General features: G+C 27.3%; 17 protein-coding genes. 4 read left to right on the plus strand and 13 right to left on the minus strand.

Annotation, left to right across the window (positions count from 1 at the left end; genetic code table 11):
- Positions 1 to 34 precede the first annotated feature (34 nt).
- The 7 genes from Q0K52_RS08210 to Q0K52_RS08240 form a co-directional block, all read right to left on the minus strand.
- Positions 35 to 2035 carry a S9 family peptidase gene (locus Q0K52_RS08210; RefSeq protein WP_297298365.1) on the minus strand — a complete coding sequence of 667 codons (2001 nt, stop codon included), beginning with the start codon at positions 2033 to 2035 and terminating at the stop codon, positions 35 to 37.
- Positions 2036 to 2107: 72 nt separating this feature from the next.
- Positions 2108 to 2590, minus strand: a complete 483-nt coding sequence (locus Q0K52_RS08215; RefSeq protein ID WP_297298367.1) for a DNA-binding protein — start codon at positions 2588 to 2590, stop codon at positions 2108 to 2110.
- 2 nt (positions 2591 to 2592) lie between these two features.
- Positions 2593 to 3804: an ATP-binding protein gene (locus Q0K52_RS08220; RefSeq protein ID WP_297298369.1), complete on the minus strand. Its 1212-nt coding sequence runs from the start codon at positions 3802 to 3804 to the stop codon at positions 2593 to 2595.
- Positions 3805 to 3860: 56 nt separating this feature from the next.
- Positions 3861 to 4787, minus strand: a complete 927-nt coding sequence (locus Q0K52_RS08225; protein ID WP_297298372.1) for a pseudouridine-5'-phosphate glycosidase — start codon at positions 4785 to 4787, stop codon at positions 3861 to 3863.
- A gap of 113 nt (positions 4788 to 4900) precedes the next feature.
- Positions 4901 to 5833, minus strand: a complete 933-nt coding sequence (locus tag Q0K52_RS08230; RefSeq protein ID WP_297298374.1) for a PfkB family carbohydrate kinase — start codon at positions 5831 to 5833, stop codon at positions 4901 to 4903.
- A 29-nt stretch (positions 5834 to 5862) separates the two neighbouring features.
- Complete coding sequence (gene recR, locus Q0K52_RS08235) at positions 5863 to 6468, minus strand: recombination mediator RecR (RefSeq protein WP_297298376.1); 606 nt, start codon at positions 6466 to 6468, stop codon at positions 5863 to 5865.
- A gap of 5 nt (positions 6469 to 6473) precedes the next feature.
- Positions 6474 to 6908: a YbaB/EbfC family nucleoid-associated protein gene (locus tag Q0K52_RS08240; RefSeq protein WP_297298377.1), complete on the minus strand. Its 435-nt coding sequence runs from the start codon at positions 6906 to 6908 to the stop codon at positions 6474 to 6476.
- 174 nt (positions 6909 to 7082) lie between these two features.
- Here Q0K52_RS08240 and Q0K52_RS08245 point away from each other — a divergent pair, with 174 nt between their 5' ends.
- Both Q0K52_RS08245 and Q0K52_RS08250 read left to right on the plus strand, forming a co-directional pair.
- Entirely contained in the window at positions 7083 to 8558 is a 1476-nt protein-coding gene (locus Q0K52_RS08245; RefSeq protein WP_297298379.1) for a CsgG/HfaB family protein, read from the plus strand.
- Positions 8558 to 9151, plus strand: a complete 594-nt coding sequence (locus Q0K52_RS08250; protein WP_297298380.1) for a hypothetical protein — start codon at positions 8558 to 8560, stop codon at positions 9149 to 9151. The genes Q0K52_RS08245 and Q0K52_RS08250 overlap by 1 nt, the downstream gene beginning before the upstream one ends.
- Positions 9152 to 9648: 497 nt before the next feature.
- Here Q0K52_RS08250 and Q0K52_RS08255 read toward each other — a convergent pair whose 3' ends face one another.
- From Q0K52_RS08255 to Q0K52_RS08275, 5 genes are all read right to left on the minus strand, one after another.
- On the minus strand, positions 9649 to 10143 hold the full coding sequence (locus tag Q0K52_RS08255) for a septum formation initiator family protein (protein ID WP_297298382.1): 495 nt from the start codon (positions 10141 to 10143) through the stop codon (positions 9649 to 9651).
- Positions 10144 to 10238: 95 nt separating this feature from the next.
- Positions 10239 to 11753 (minus strand): ribosomal protection-like ABC-F family protein, encoded by a 1515-nt coding sequence (gene abc-f / locus Q0K52_RS08260; protein ID WP_297298384.1) that lies wholly within the window; start codon positions 11751 to 11753, stop codon positions 10239 to 10241.
- A gap of 131 nt (positions 11754 to 11884) precedes the next feature.
- Positions 11885 to 12331 (minus strand): MarR family transcriptional regulator, encoded by a 447-nt coding sequence (locus Q0K52_RS08265; protein WP_297298387.1) that lies wholly within the window; start codon positions 12329 to 12331, stop codon positions 11885 to 11887.
- A gap of 89 nt (positions 12332 to 12420) precedes the next feature.
- Positions 12421 to 14022 carry a peptide ABC transporter substrate-binding protein gene (locus Q0K52_RS08270; protein ID WP_297298389.1) on the minus strand — a complete coding sequence of 534 codons (1602 nt, stop codon included), beginning with the start codon at positions 14020 to 14022 and terminating at the stop codon, positions 12421 to 12423.
- A gap of 102 nt (positions 14023 to 14124) precedes the next feature.
- Entirely contained in the window at positions 14125 to 15342 is a 1218-nt protein-coding gene (locus tag Q0K52_RS08275; protein WP_297298391.1) for a M20 family metallopeptidase, read from the minus strand.
- A 144-nt stretch (positions 15343 to 15486) separates the two neighbouring features.
- On the opposite strand from Q0K52_RS08275, the gene yedE reads away from it, so the two are divergent.
- Entirely contained in the window at positions 15487 to 16572 is a 1086-nt protein-coding gene (yedE, locus tag Q0K52_RS08280) for a YedE family putative selenium transporter (protein ID WP_297298393.1), read from the plus strand.
- A gap of 290 nt (positions 16573 to 16862) precedes the next feature.
- Positions 16863 to 17096, plus strand: a complete 234-nt coding sequence (locus tag Q0K52_RS08285; protein WP_297298396.1) for a sulfurtransferase TusA family protein — start codon at positions 16863 to 16865, stop codon at positions 17094 to 17096.
- A 340-nt stretch (positions 17097 to 17436) separates the two neighbouring features.
- On the opposite strand, the gene Q0K52_RS08290 is transcribed toward Q0K52_RS08285, so the two are convergent.
- Complete coding sequence (locus Q0K52_RS08290) at positions 17437 to 17685, minus strand: hypothetical protein (RefSeq protein WP_297298398.1); 249 nt, start codon at positions 17683 to 17685, stop codon at positions 17437 to 17439.
- Positions 17686 to 17735 lie beyond the last annotated feature (50 nt).

Raw genomic sequence — 17735 nt, forward strand, 5'->3', positions numbered from 1 at the left:
AATTAGTATTAAATCAAGTAATTTTTAATTCAATCTATTTCAAATATTTTTCAAACCAATCTGTAATTTCTTTTAATCTTCTTACTCTATGTTTTGGTTTTCCGCTTCTTGAAAGTTCATGATTTTCACCTTTAAATAAACATATTCTAGATTCAATACCATAATATTTCAAAGCAGTAAACATTTGAAAAGCCTGAGTCTGATAACATCTGTAATCTTCTTCGCTATGTATAAATAATGTTGGAGTCTTTGCATTATTAGCATATTTTAATGGCGACTGTTCCCATAATTTATCAAAACCGCTGCATACATCTCCGCCTAATTCATCAGGATTGAAATAATAACCTATATCAGTAGTTCCGAAATCATCTATCCAATTTGATATAGAACGCTGAGAAGCTGCACATTTGAATCTGTTAGTATGTCCTATTATCCAGTTAACCATAAATCCGCTGTATGATCCGCCAGTAACACCTACTCTGCTTTTATCTATATTAGTATATTTTTCAAGAACAATATCAGTAAACTTCATTATATCTTCATAATCTATAGTTCCGTATATTCCTCTTATATCAGCGAATGCATTTCCTTTTCCTTCGCTTCCTCTAGGATTGCAGAAAAATACAAAATAACCCATATTAGCCCAAACCTGCATTTCATTAAAAAATATTTCTCCGTAAGCAGTTTTCGGTCCGCCATGTATATCAAGTATTGCAGGATATTTTTTATTTTCATCATAATTTATTGGCTTTAATACCCAGCCGTCTATTTCAAAATTATTAGGAGTTTTGAATGAAACTTTCTCCGGTATTGATAAACTCTTTTCTTTTAGAATATCTTCATTAAAATTTGATAATTGTTTTTCTACACCATTATTAATACAATATATTTCTTCTAGCTTCAAATCTCTAAAAGCTATAAAATATATATCATCATTAGAAACATCAAAATAATTAACCGCTCCTTGCTTATTAGTGATATTTTTTATATTTCCTTTTAAATCTAAGCATTTAATATGAGCATTTTCATTTTCTGTGCCTACGAAATATATTGTATCTTTATAAACTCTAATATCCTTACCGCCTCCGAAAGAACAATCAGTCCCTATCATATTACCAAGTCCATTATCATAATGATATACAAGATTAATATTATTATTTTCATCTATCAAATAGAAACTGCAATTTTCATTTAGTCCGTATTTTTTCATGTCTGTCATAACAGAAATAATTTTTTCTTTATTATCATTATCAATTATAAAATCAGCAAAATATATTGCATATTTATTAGAATCTATAATAATTTTCTCTTTTATATTATTAAGATCATTTATATCATATAAACGAAGTTCTGAAGTTGTAGGAGCTTTATCTTTAAAAGAATTTATAATACATAATAATTTTCCATCTTTATATTTAAAAGAACTAACATTACTGTATTCATCTGTAATAGCAGTCAATTTATTTTCTTTTTTATTATAATGATAAAGTCTATCTCTTTTTTTATTTGTTACACCTACATTATTAACCCAAAAAGGAATTTCATCAAACACTTCATAATCAATTTCTTCTTTAGCCCATTCCAAATAATTATCTTCTTTTCTTTTTTTATCTCTGTTAATATCATAAACTGCTTTTATTAAAAAATTATTTTCATTTATAGAATATAAATCTATAACTTCAAGTTCAATATTAAATAAACTTTCAGCCTCTCCGCCGTTTATATTAATAGAATAAATTAAAGAATAATCAATAAACTCCTCATCTTTTTTGCTTTTCAATTCTTCATCTCTTAATGATGATTTAAATATTACAGTATCATTATCAAGCCAAGAAACAAAAGAAGCATCTTTTACTGAAGTGAGTTTATAAATTCTGTTTTTTTCAATATTATAAATAAAAGCATCTGAAATATAATTATTATTTTCATAATCCTGATTGCTTTTAACAAATAATAAATTTTTATTATCCTTTGAAAGCTCTATGTTGGATAAAAAATTGAATTTTAAAAAATCTTTGATGTTTAAATTTTCCATATATAAATCCATTGTAAAAAATTATTTATAAAATATACTAATAAAAATTAACTTCAATACCTAATATATTTTTCATATAACTATTCCAAGAATACTCTGATAAAACATTAACAGTATGTATAAATTGATTAGTATATAATGTTCCAAATCTTTACGCATATCTCTTAATACATAATTAGGAACACTATTAGGCATAGAAACAATAACATAGTAATGTATATTTAAACCTAATTTGTTTGATGAATATTCTCTTATAAATGTATCTCTTGCTTTTTGTATACAATCATAAGTATATGAATGTCCTTTATCTGGTTTTCTATATACAAATTTTGAAAAGAAATCTTTTTTTTCTTCTTCTGTTTGAAGTGATGAATATTTTTTATTATAATTTTTTACTTCAATAAAAACAATTATATTATTAACATATAAAATAAAATCAACATTCTTCATAAAATGAATATAATTCAAATTCTCATCATCTATTTTTCTTACAATAATACCAGAATTATCATCATAAATCATTTTAAAATTACTTTTTTCCTCAAATACTTCCATAATCAATTTTTAAATGCTTTTTCTATAGATTGTAAATGCTGTTCTTCAAATTTATCTTCTATTGAATTATGCTGTATATTATTTAAATATTCACTGCTTTCAATTAATACACCATTATTTTTATCTTCATCAAAATAAAAAGAATGAAACTTTATTTTATCATTTTCTTTTCTTTGTAATTCAAAATCTTCTATAATAAAATTATTATGTGTAGCTAAAAATATTTGAACGCCTAATCTTGATAAACTTAATAATATTTCAACTAAAACTCTTGTAAGTTTAGGATTTAAATTTGATTCAGGTTCATCAAAAAGAAGTATAGTATCTTTATCTATTTCACCATTTTTTATAAGAAGCCAAAGCAAAGCAAGTTTTTTATGCCCTTCTGCCACCATTGTAAATTGCACTTCTCCAAAATCTTTATACTTAATAAAAAATACTTCATCTTTTTGAATAACGATTCCGCCTATTGCATTTTCTATTTTTTTTGTAATATCTTCTAAATACGGATCTAATTCTCTTAATTGAGGCACAAAAGCTTTATTTAAAATATCGTAATATACAGACTCAAAAGATACTTCTCTTTTATTATATAAGGAGATAAAACCTTTTGAATTAGTTAAAATATCTTTGCATGGTATGTATGTAATTTTTTTATTTTTAAATACATATTCATTATCATCAAATAAACTTTCATTATCTTTTATGTTATTTTTATCATAAAGATAAAAAACATTGTTTGAAATAATTGACCCATTTTTTATTTTTGTATTCCCATTTGATAATTTAATAATTACATTATTAAACTCAATCTTCCAATTATTAATCAAACCAAAATACTCATTAAATTTATTTACTGTCTTTATTTTTAATTCTTTTTTTTCTTCTTTATTGTTTGAAATATCATATTCTTTAGCACATTTATATATTTCTAATTCTTTATTATTAACTTGGTCTTTTATTCCATTAAATACAAATTTATTTAACATTGTATTTGTTGCCGGAAAAGGATAACGTACATCATCTACAGACATTCTATATTTATTTTTTCCTACTCTTTCATAAAAAGATTCATTTAAACAATAAATAGCCTTCAGTAAATGAGTTTTGCCTGTTCCATTCTCGCCAATAAATATGTTAACTCCTTTACTGAAATCTGTATAACAATCTTTAAATACTGTAAAATTCTTTATACGAACATTTTCTACATACATATTAAAATACTCCATTATCAATATCGGAGTTAACATTATTAAAATTATTTATTATGTTACCTAATTAAATTTGAATAGTCATAAGCTATATTAGCAGCAACACGGCAATTATTATAAACTAACTCTTTATTAGCTTTAAGACTCTTATTTTCTGTTACACTATGAAGCTTAGCTAATATATAAGGAGTAACATCTTTTCCTGATATATTTTTATCCCTAGCCTCTTTTACTGTATCATCTATTATTTTATTGATGTAATTTTTATCCATTTCATATTCTTCCGGTATAGGATTGCATACAACAACACCGCCGTTTAAACCTAATTTCCATTTTGTATTAAGTATATTAGCTATATCCTTTGTACTATCTATTTTATAATCAACTTTGTACCCGCTTTCTCTTGTATAGAATGCTGGGAAATTTTCTGTTTTATATCCAAGTACTGGAACTCCGAAAGTTTCAAGATATTCTATAGTAAGTCCTAAATCTAATATTGATTTTGCTCCTGCACATACAACGGCAACATTTGTTTTACTTAATTCCTGTAAATCTGCTGATATATCAAAAGTTTCCTGAGCATATCTGTGAACTCCTCCGATTCCGCCTGTAGCAAATACTTTTATTCCAGCAAGAGAAGCACCTATCATAGTAGTTGTTACTGTAGTAGCTCCGTCTTTTTTTAATGCTATCATAGTAGCCAAATCTCTCCTGCTTGATTTTGCTATATTTTTATTAGAACCCATATATTCAAGTTCTTCTTTATTTAAACCAACTTTTATCTTTCCTTTTATTATGGCAATAGTAGCAGGCACTGCATTATTTTCACGTATATTTTTTTCTGAGTTTAAAGCACTTTCAACATTTTCAGGATAAGGCATTCCATGTGATATTATTGTACTTTCTAATGCCACAACTGCTCTTTTTTCATATAAAGCTTCTTTTACTTCTTCGCTTATATCTAAAAATTCTTCTAAATTATTCATTATTTTATCCTTATTTTATAGTTTATTTTTTATGTTATAAAATTTTTTAACAATATAATATATTCTTTCGTCAAAATAAAATAACAAATATTTCTAAAGAATAGGAATTTTATTTAATTGAATATAGTTTTGATTCTTTGCTCCACAATTTCCAAGCTGATATTATTATTGACAGTATCTTCACTCTCTAAAGCAAGCATTGACATTATAGCAGAAAATTTAACTTTATAATCAAGATCATAATTATGAAATATGGAATAGGCTATTCCTACCATAAAAGCATCTCCGGCACCGGAAGCATTTACTATATTAACTTTTGGTGCCTCTAAATGATAAACATTATTATCACCTATAACACCATAACATATACCTAAAGCTCCAAATGTTATATAAATTTCTTTAACACCTTTATCTAAAAATTCTTTTACAGCTTCTTTTCCTTCATCTATAGTATTAATTTCTTTATCAAGCAAGAATGATGCCTCATTTGAATTGATTTTCAAAGCATAAATATATTTTTCTAATCCTTTTATATGCTCTGCCTTTCTTATTGAAACTGCATCACTTAAAAGTCTTTTATTTGGAAAATTATTTATCAAATATTCAAATATACCTCTGTTCATAACAGCATCTATAGTTATGAAACTTGCATTACTTATAACATCTTTAATAGTATCTAAATATGAAACATTTACATTTTCATCAAGTGCATCCATATCAGACATAGCAATTTCCATATCTTTATCATTATTAAGTATAGCTATATATGAAGTAGAAGCACCTTTTCTTACTACATAAGAAGTATCTACTCCCAATGATTTTATATTATCTAATAGTATATCACCAAATATATCATCACCTATAGAAGTAACAAATTTTATTTCTTTTAATCCAATATTAGACAAATTATTAACAATATTTCTTTCAACACCGCCGGCACAAACTTTTATTTTTCCCGGATTAGATTCTTTTAACAGTATTCTATTTTTAGAAAATCCCTGTATATCTATATTAGAACCGCCAATTGATAATATATAATCTTTCATTTGGTAACCTTATTAAATCAATTTAAATATTAATTCATTTCCACCCTATCCAAAATACTTCTAGCTAAAGATCTTGAATCTGCATTTTCTATATCGCTGGCTAAAGAAATTCCATAGGTAATTCTAGTTACTTTACCCTGATAATTATTTTCTTTAAGTATTTTAAAAATATATCCAGCGGTTGTGTCAGCTTCTAATGATGCACTGAATGCTATCATTATTTCATCAATATTATGATTTTTTACTCTTTCTATAAGCTCTCTTATTCTTATATCGCTTATACCTATACCTTTTAAAGGTGCTATAAGTCCTCCAAGCACATGATAAACACCATTATATTCTTCAGTTTTTTCTATAGCAAGCATATCCGGATATGACTCTACAACACATATTTTACTATGCTCTCTTTTATCATTAGAACATATATGACAAATATCGTTATCGCTCAAACTATAACATTCCTTGCATAACTTTATATTCTCATGCAATGAAGATAATGTATCAGCAAATTCTTTCAAATACTCCTCATCGCAATCAAATAAATATAAAGCAAGACGCATAGCTGTTCTTGTGCCTATGCCCGGAAGTCTTGATATAATTTGTGTAAGTTTATCTAAAGACTGTATATTATTCAAAACAATTAATCCTTTTTGTCATCATCATCTTTATTATTCATATTATTCATCATATCATTCATTTTTGATATCATATCAGGAGTTATTGAATCTAAAGATATATTTAATTTACCGTCTTTATATTCTACTGATGTCATCTTACTTATATCACTAAACATCTTGTTCATATCTGATAAATTCATATTAAATGGATTAAATGTCTGTTTATTACTTTCTGAAGTACGAGTATCTTCATCTTCATCATCTGATTTTGCTTTCAATTCCTTAACTTTAGAAACTACTTCATTTATGCTTGAAGTTATCATTTCCTCCAATAATTCTTTTTGCTCTTTTGCTAAAAGGCTTTCATCTATAGTTAAATTACTTATGTTAAATGATTTATCCATAGTTACACAAACTAAATTACCTGCTGAACTATATTTTACAGAATTTTCATTCATAGTTTTATACTCCTTTAATTTATATTTATACTTTTATAATAATATATTCTTTTTAATAATTTATCAATAAAAAATATAAATTTGACTTTTTTATTCTATAAATATATTATAAAAAGATTATTCTCTTTTTATAGGAAAATAAAAATTAAAATGATTGTTTAGAGTGTTATTTTAATGTTTGTAAAAAAAATAATATTTATATTTATTCTTATATCAGCAAACCTCTTATTAGCTCAGCAGAATTCCAAACCAATAGGCGATAGATATATAAAAGAAAATATAGCTGTTTTTGAAATAAAAGATACTTCAAGCGGATATGGAAAAGATTTAGGCAAAAAATTAACTTCATTAATAGAAAATTCATTAACCAGAATGAATAGATTTAATATAGTAGATAGAAAAAATTTAGATAAATATCTAAAAGAAATGGAATTGCAATTAACTGGAATAACTGAATCACAGGTAATTGAAGTTGGAAAAATATACGGATATTCTAAAGCTATAACAGGAAGTATAGTAAGAGCTAATACAAGCTATGATTATGATAATGATACAGGAAGCGGAAGTTTATACGGCGAAGTAGAAATGGTTCTTCAAATAGTAGATGTTGAAACTACAAAGATATTATATTCATCAAAATTAACCGGAAGCAGCTATTACAGTATAACAAGTTATCCTTCTTATGCTTTAAGAGATGAGGCAATTAATGAGGCATGCAATGATTTAGCTTCAAAAGTAGAAAAAAAGATGAAGGATATATTCAAAATAACATTAACAATATCAGATATAAGTGATGGAAATGTTATAATTTTAGCTGGAAGAAATCATGGAGTAAATCAAAATACAAGATTCAAAGTATTTTCTCCAAAAAAAGATATAGTACTTGATTCAGGAAATGTTATAAGCGGCGGTTATCAGTACAAAGGTACTTTAAGAATAAAAGAATTAGGAAATGAATATTCAATAGCAAAAATATCAAGAGGAAGAAATATTCAGCCTGGAGATATTGCAAGAGAAACTACTATAGGCAATTTCTTCGTAGGTTTATCTTTGAATTATGCTTCATATAAAATGACTGCATTTGAAAAAACTTATCAAAGTTCTGTAAGACCAAATGGAAATCAATTAAAATTATCATTAAAGAAAAATGATTATGCTTTGGGTCTTCATTTAAAAATGGGATATAATGGAACATTATTCTCGCCTAATGTAAGTTTTGGAGTATTATTTGGAGATTTCTTTAAATCAAGTTATGCTATAGATGCTAGATTTAATTTTGATATTAATATAAATTTATATCAGGAAGTTTTAAAACTTGTATTAAGTCCATATATAGGAGTAGGTTTGTCATTTACTACTATAGGAGAAGTATATGGCGGAAACTATTTCATTGACAACTATACTTTTTTGAAAAATGGTGCTAAAATAGATTCTAGAGATGTTATGTTTGGTATTGGAGCTTTAGCTTCCATACAATATAACATTACAGATACTATAGGAGTTAATTTGGGGGTTGGATACCGATTCTATACAGACCCAATTAATATAGGGGTTTTTACTGATAATACAGAAATTTCTATACCAGAAAAAATAAAAACCGTTAATCTTACAGGATTAGAATTTACACTTGGAGCATATTTTATACTATAATGGGAATAAGAATTTTAATAATATTATTTATTATATCAAATACCTTTTTTGGTGCTTTTTATTTTTCAGATACATCAAAAAAATATAATACTAATGAAAATGAAAATCAAAATAAGATAATAGAAACAAATGAACAATTACAATCAGAATACAATATAGATACAAATAGTGTCAATTCTGTATTTATGATGGAAGGCAATAATATAATAAAGCAAAATGGGGTAACAAGTTCTCCTATTATGATAAATAATGATAATAGAACTCACCCTTTCAGATATACAGAGGTAACTTTTCTATTAACTGCATTTTTTTCATATACTTATGCTACTTATTTAGTATTCGGTTTAGATGCTATAGAAACTGCCAATGTTGCTGCCTCTACAACTGGAAGAAATAGGTATAAAAGTTTATGGATATCAGCTACTCTATTTGAAATAACAGCTGCTGTATTTTGCGGTGCTGCTGTAGCTTATGATAGTTATCAAAGAGTGTACGGTAAAAAGAAAGAGGGATTCAGTTTCAATTTTATGCCTTATTATGAACCTGTTTATAAAGATGCGGGATTTCTATTTTCTTTGAGTCACCCTCTATAAAATAATAGTTTTTATACTCGAACAACTTATTAAATAAAAATTAATTCTTATATTGTTTTCACATAATAAGTAATAAAATCATTCTATATAAATAAATTTATTAAATTGATATAAATATATTATGAGAATAGTATTATAACAATATATACTGAAAATTTTAGAGTTTGTCAACTACTAGCCGTAGTGGCAACCCGCACAGTATATACTGAAACGATTTCATTTTTCCGACTATTGCACATTATGTAATATTATCAACTTTTTTACCGCACAAAAAAGTTGCAAAAAACGCAATTGCTAGAACTTTATATTGAAAAATATATGTATTAAATGTATGGTATAACCTAGATTTAAACTAAAAATGCAGTCTTTTTGGTTCTTTGTGCCAACAAAAGAACTGGGGGTGTGGGGGCAAAGCCACCACAAACAATAAAATTGAAAAAACAAAAATTGACAAAATATAGTTGTTTAGGTATATATTGTTATTAAAAAATTATTGATTACCCTTTATAAAAGGCAACTCTTTTCTTCTTAAATTTAGGCAAGATATTTTTATTGAGAAGTATCAAATAGAATACAAAACATAATACTATCATAAATGCCAATATTAAAGCACCTTTTATATTAACATGACTTTCATTTTCATATTCTTTTTTTGACGAAACTGATGCAGCTGTACCAGAATTTTCCTCTTTTTCATCTTTAATGATTTTAATTATCTTCTCGTTCTTACTGCTGTCTAAATAGCCGAAAGTTTTAGCATAAGATAATATATACTCTTTATCAGTTTTTAACCTTTCTATATTGCTTGTAATTTGTACTTTCTTTCTATTTAACTCTTCTAATCTTTTCTTCTTATTTTCTATCACAGTCTTTTTTGAATCCAGTGTAAGAAAACCTTTAGGACTAAAAACAAACACATATACAGTAAAAGCAATACATGCTAATACTATACAATAGAATATTTTAGAACTAATTCTTACATTAAAATACATAAACTTATAACCTTAATAAATATACAACTTATTATCGGGAAGTAATCTATTAAAATTAATTAAGTTATTTGAAACATAAATACAGACATATATTTTTATATAGTATTTCTTACAGTTAAAACACTGTATTTATTTACTATTTCTATATTCCACAATGTATTTACAGTATTCTTAAGAAAATTTTTATTATGACTTACTATTAATAAAGCACAATTAAAGCTGATAAGAGCTTCTTCAAGTCTTTCTATAGAGTCTATATCAAGATGATTGGTAGGTTCATCTAATATTATTATATAAGGGTTTTGTAATACAGATAAACCAAGCATAATCTTTCTCATTTCTCCAGGGCTATGATTAGTTGAATTAATAACTGATTTTGGATTGCTTCCAAGTCTATTAACAAAACTCATTAAAAAACCTAATGATTCATAATCCAAAGACTTTATACTATTAAAAGTTTTATTCCATTCATCTCTATCAATATCTTGAGGAATATATACTATTTTTTCTATGTTATTATTTTTCATAGTGTTTATTATATAATTAACCAAAGTAGTTTTTCCGCATCCATTCACACCTTGAATACCTATTTTACTGTCACGTTCTATTAAAAGTTCTGAATGCTTCAAAATTATATTGTTTATTACAGTTTCTTCGGACTCTGCTAAATAGAATAAAAACTTTCCTTTATATTTTTCTCCTATGAACTCCATATTTAAAACTTCTCTTTTCTTTATATAGAGATTTTCTTTATCTGATACACTTTTATTATATAAACTTTTAGCCTGTTTAGCTTTTGTAGCAAGTCTTGAATCTTTTCCTGTAAGTCTTGCGGCATCCACTTTTCCTTTAGCATCATGATCTTTTTTATCTATATTTCTTTTACTTCCGCATTTGCTTTTTTTGGCATCTGATTCATTTTGAAGTTTTTTATATCTGTTTTCTAATATTTTAGTTTTCTTTTTACTTTCTTCATATAAACTTATTCGATAATCTTCTTCATTTTTCTCATATTCTCTGCATTGACTATAATTACCTATTCTTAATTTACAATTTCCATTTCTAATGAATATGCATTTGCTTACCAATTCATCAAGAAAATCTATATCATGGCTTATTATTATAACTATACATTCAAGTCTTTTTATAATATTTATAAGCATATTTTTACATTCATTATCTATATGATTAGTAGGTTCATCTAATACCAATATATCCGGATTAGTATAAAGTGCTGAAGCTATTTGAAGTCTTTTACGCTCTCCAAAACTTAAAGTATCAAATCTGTACAAATAACTGCAGTCTAATTTAAATATAGAAATTAAATACCCTGAATATGAACTGTCATCATAAAATAAATTTTCAGCATTATACGGCAAAACTACACATTCCTGATTGCAATAAGCACTTACAACATTTTTATTTGAATAATCTATAGAACCGCTTGAAGGTTTTAATAAACCTGTTATCAATTTAGCTAATGTTGTTTTACCAGCACCATTTTCCCCTACTATAGCGGTACATGAATTATCTATATGAAAAGAAACTCCATTTAATATATTATCTGAACTGTCATAAGAAAATGAAACTTTATTGAATTTTATAAACATATATCAACCCCTTAAAATAAATTGAATTAAGCTAAGATGCTTATTATTTTGGTTAATATACGTCTATCACATCGAATAATTATATAATCAAATACATAAATGTCAATTAGTATTGTTTTTATGATTTAAAATTAAAATGGATTATTATCTTTATTATTTTGTAAATTGCTCAAAAGTTTTTCTATTATTAATACTAAAGTTTCTTTTTCTTTAACAGTCATATTCGAAAACATTATTGCATTATTTTTTTTAATATCTTCAAATACAATTTCTTTTAATTTCTTGCTTTTAGGCGTGAGGTATATTTCTTTATATCTTTTATCATCTGCACTTATTTTTCTTTTTATGAATCCCTTTTTCTCTAACCTATATAAGGTTCCGGCTATGGTAGGATTGCTTAAACCCAGAAATCCTTCTATATCTCTTTGATTTATAATTCTTTGCTCATTATGATATAGAAACATCAATATATCCATTTGAGATGCTGTTAACTTATGCCTCTCTAAAAACCTATTAAACCTATTATCTAAAGTTGTATGCAATTCCTTTATTAACTTTCCAATAAAAATGTCTTCCATAAACCTCAATAATCCTCAACTTTTAATGTTGTAATTGTACTATTAATAGTATATAAATTTTTGTACAAAAAACAAGAACTTTAAATTTATTAGTTATCCAAATATGAATAAGAGAATTTATATTGAGCAAAAGGAATATAAAATACATCTTTTAATTGAGGGCTTTTTAATACAGCAGGTTCAAAATAAGCTATAGGTATTATAACAGCCTCATCTTCTATTAAAATTTTCTCAGCCTTATGTAATTCTCTCATTCTTATATTCTGATCTATAATTTTTGAAGCTATGCTTATTGCCTCATCAAAAGCAGCATTTGTAAATAATGAATGGTTTTTATATGAATAGCTTACAAACATACCTAAAAAAGTTGTAGGGTCATTATAGCTTCCTGTCCAGCTTGCAGCAGCCATAGTATAATTTCTTTCCGTTCTGAATGCATGTATAAAAGGAGCAAATTCCATTTGAGTAAGTTTTACATCTATGCCCAAATTAACCTTCCACATATTCTGAACTGCCTCAAACATAGGTATATCATTGCTGAAAGTAATAAAGAATTCTAATACTGGGAAATTTTCTCCATTAGGATATCCAGCTTCAGCCATTAATCTTTTAGCCTCTGCAACATTCTTTTGATAATCTTCTTTATTAGTGCTTATATATTCCCCAGCATTATCTCTGAAATACCCTTCAACATCAGTAACACCCCAAGGAACCAAAGCACCGGCTGGTTTTCCTGATTTTAATACATTATCAACTATATAATTTCTGTCTATGGCAAGAGATAATGCCTTTCTTACCCTTTTATCTTTCAAAGTTTCATTAGTAGTATTCAAAGCATAATATTGAGTTCCTATTCTAGTGGCAATATCAATAAAACCCTCTTTCTTTAAAGTATCTATATCTTGATATGGAAATTGATCCGAAAAATGTAAAGAACCTTCTTTAACTCCGGCTACCGCAGAAGTAGGATTGTCCATAAGAACGAATTTTATTTTTTCAGCAACTATAGTATCTTTATTCCAATAATTAGTATTCTTAACTACTGTAATGCTCTGATCAGGCTTTCTCTCCTGTAAAAGAAATGCCCCATTTCCTATACAAGTTTTAGGATTTCTAGTCCAATTATCAGGATCCTTTTCAACCATATCCTTTCTAACTGGAGAAAATACCGGAAGATTTACCAATTCCAAGAAATAAGCTGTAGGATATTCCAATTTTACCTCTAAAGTATAATCATCTATAGCCTTTATTCCAAATTCATCAACAGGCATATATCCTCCATTAACATTAGAAAAATTCAATATAGGCTCAAATAAATAACTAGGTTCGCTTGCTGTTTTAGGATCAACAACTCTTTTCCAAGAATATTCAAAATCAGCCGCAGTTAAAGGTTTTCCGTCTGACCATTTACCATTAGTTCTTAAATGAAATACATATGTTAAGCCATCTTCAGATATTTCCCAGCTCTCTGCAGCTCCTGGCTGAATAGCTATATCTTTATATTTTGTAGTTAAACATTCAAATAAATGCGTTACATAAGTAGAACCTTGTAATGTTATATTTAATGCTGGGTCTATAGTTTTAGGTTCTCCTCCTAAATTAACGTATATTGTATTATCATCAATATTTTTCTTAGATGAACATGAAATAAAAATAAAAACTAATATTAAAATAAAATAAAGCTTTTTCATCGTACCCACCATTAGTATATTTTTTATTTGGAATTATATTTCATAATAAACTATTGTCAACTATAAATTAATTTTGTTATTATTAATATATATTTACTATTTTTATCTCTCTCTGCCTATAGGAAATAATTCTCTTTTTGCATAACTCTCATAAAGGTTCATTATCTGTAAAGTAAGTCCTATTTCTATACAATCCTCATCTACATCGAATAATCCATTATGTGCCTTATGTACTATTCCAATTTTTTCATTCCTTGAACCTATATTAAAAAATGCTCCAGGCTTATTCTGAATAAAAAATGAAAAATCTTCTGAACCTAATGAAGGTGTCAATTTTAATACTCTTTTTTCTCCGAGAAAATTAACAGCATTATTTCTTACTATATTTGAAGCATCTTTCCAATTAACAAGACTTGCAAAATAAACTAATTCTATAAACTCAGCATCTCCGTCAAATGAATTAGATACGCATTTTATTAATTTTTTTATTCTGTTTTTTATTGTTAACATAACACTTTCTTTTAAAGCTCTTATAGTTCCTGTTATCTCTACATAATCGCATATAATATTTGTTGCAGTTCCTCCATTGATAGTTCCTATTGTAATAACGGCACTATCTTCAGCATTCACATTCCTGCTTATTATAGTTTGTAAATCATTTATTATTTTTGAAGATATAACTATAGCATCTATACCGCTTGCAGGATTTGCTCCATGTGCACTTTTTCCATAAACTTTTATTTTAAAATCCAAACAGCTTGCATTAACTATATTATCATTTATTTGAATATACCCTATTTCGGTACTTGAAGAAACATGAAGCCCATATATTACATTAACATTTTCCAATGCATTTTCTTTCATCATAGGTAAAGCACCGCCTACACTTTCTTCTGCAGGCTGGAAAATTAATCTGACATTACAAGGAGGAATTATTTTTTCATCGCTAGTATTTGAAAATATATATCCCATTCCAATATTTATTGCAGTATGAACATCATGTCCGCAAGCATGACATACACCTTCATTCTTTGAAGCATAATCACAATGCTTTAAATCATCAATAGGCAAAGCGTCCATATCTGACCTAAAAGCTACTGTAAAACTTTTATCTTTTCCTTCAATATCTGCTATAACTCCAGTACCCGCTACTTTTGTTCTATGCTTTATACCATTATATTCTAAATTTTCTGATACAACATTCATAGTTCTATATTCATGATTAGATAATTCAGGATATGAATGTATATCTCTGCGTATATCAATTAATTTTTGTTTTATAAATTTTATTCTTTTCTTTATTAAGTCTAACTCTTTCATAATTATTACCAAATATCAATTATATTTATAAAATACTAATATAATTATTTTTTATTATTATTCAAGTTTATAATAAAGAAATATTGATAATTAATTTTTTTTATTATAAAATTACACACAAAAATATACTAAAAGGAGTTGAAAATGAAAAAAGACATTTTCACAAGCTCTATAGGCATTATAATAGCTGGTGCTGTTATAGGGGCTATAGCTGCTTGGCTCTCTGTAATGGGCAATCCTGCTAATATGGGTATATGTATTGCATGTTTTACCCGCGATTTAGCAGGAGCTGTCGGTTTGCATAGAGCAGCTGCGGTTCAATATATAAGACCCGAATTAATAGGGCTTATTATTGGTGCCACAATATCAGCAGTACTCTCTAAAGAATTCGTTCCTAAGGGAGGAAGCTCACCTATTATAAGATTCTGTTTAGGTTTCTTTGCTATGATCGGTGCTTTAGTTTTTCTAGGATGTCCTTGGAGAACTTTGCTAAGAGTAGCAGGAGGAGACATTAACGGAATATTTGGTTTAATAGGTATTATTATAGGCGGAGGAATAGGAGTTTTCTTCTGGAAACAAAATTTCTCTTTAGGTCAGCCAAAAGCTTATAAAAATAAGTTAGTTGGTTTCTTGCCATTAGTTATATCAATAATACTTTTAATATTATTATTGTCAAAAACTAAATTCTCTGAAGGCGGCCCAATATTCTTTTCTGAATCTGGTCCAGGAAGTATGAAAGCCCCTATAGTTATAGCTTTAATAGCTTCTATAATAATAGGATTCATAGCTCAAAAATCAAGATTCTGCACTGTAGGCGGACTTAGAGATGGTATATTTATGAAAGATTTCCATATGACTAAAGGCGTTATAGCTTTTATTGCTGCTGCTTTGATAGTAAACATAATAACAGGCAGATTTGCTTTTTCTATGGAGAATCAACCAATAGCCCATACAAATATTTTATGGAATGTCGTATCAATGATACTTACAGGTTTAGCATTTACTTTAGGTACAGGCTGTCCTGGAAGACAAATGATACAATCTGCGGAAGGTAATATGGACAGTTTCATTTTTGTTATAGGTATGTTAGTTGGTGCTGGATTTGCTCATAACTTTAATTTGGCAAGTTCAACTGCAGGACCTACAGTATATGGAATGGGAGCTGTTATTTCAGGTTTAGTATTTTGTATAATCATTGGCTTCACAATGAAAGAAAATACAGCCAGCTGATATTACTTATTGTGCAGCAGGTTGTTGTCATTATATAAAAGAAATATACTGCACAAAATTTTTGGAAGTTATATAATGAACTCTGCCTCTACCTTGCATTATTAAAACTAGGTAAGGTTGTGATAATACGAGGTAGCGGCAGAGGTTATAATAAAAAGAATATTTAGATATATAAATCTAATGCTTATTATAATAGTTACGGCTTCTTATAAAAGTTTGTTTTAAGTATATTTCACTAAAAATATTATGGTTTCTTAATCCATAATTTAATATTAAAAAAAGGATTTATTATGCCAGAAACTATTAAAGTAGATACAAGAGGAATGTCATGTTCTCAAGCATCTTTTCAGGCTAAATGTGCAGCTATCAATAACACAGAATTAAATACTATTATAGAGGTATTGGTAAGCGGACATTCAAGCTGTGAAAGTGTGATCAGAGGCTGTGTAAAATACGGCTATGAAGGAAGCTTTGAACATATAGAAAATGAAGATATACTTGTAACTTTAAAAAAAGTAAAGTGATATTTTTATTATCAATACTAAAATTTTTTAAGTTTGTCAACCGCGAACCGTTACAGTAGGTATGCTTCGCAGGCACCTTCCCGCACGGTAACGCTCAACCTTATCAAACGCCAACTATACGCGACCGAACGAAGTGAGGAAGTACCCGACGGGTATGCGGATGATTACTTTTCATTTTTCAAAAAATTACATTATATAGCCCACCCAAACCCGCCCTTATTATTAAACAAACATTTTTTAAAGAATAAGCCTGCAAATCTAATTTTTTTTGTACGAGCTGTACCACCACCCCGCACAGTAACGCTCAACATTATCAAACGCAAATATTAAGTGCGGCTGATTACTCTTTAATTTTCTTCTCCTTAAAAGTTAATAACTTATCTCTGTAGTATTTGTATTGCTTCTTACGCATTTCAATTTCCGCAGGCAAACCTGAACTAATGTCATTACATAAAGCGTCAAAACGGTCTAATATTTTAACTATGCGTTCCTGATACTCGCCGTATCGGCTTCCCGCACGGTAACGCTCAACCTTATCAAACGCAAATATTAAGTGCGGCTGATTACTCTTTAATTTTCTTCTCCTCAAAAGTTAGTAATTTATCTCTATAATATTCATATTGTTTTTTACGCATTTCA

The organism is uncultured Brachyspira sp. (assembly GCF_944390845.1).
Lineage (GTDB): Bacteria > Spirochaetota > Brachyspiria > Brachyspirales > Brachyspiraceae > Brachyspira > Brachyspira pulli.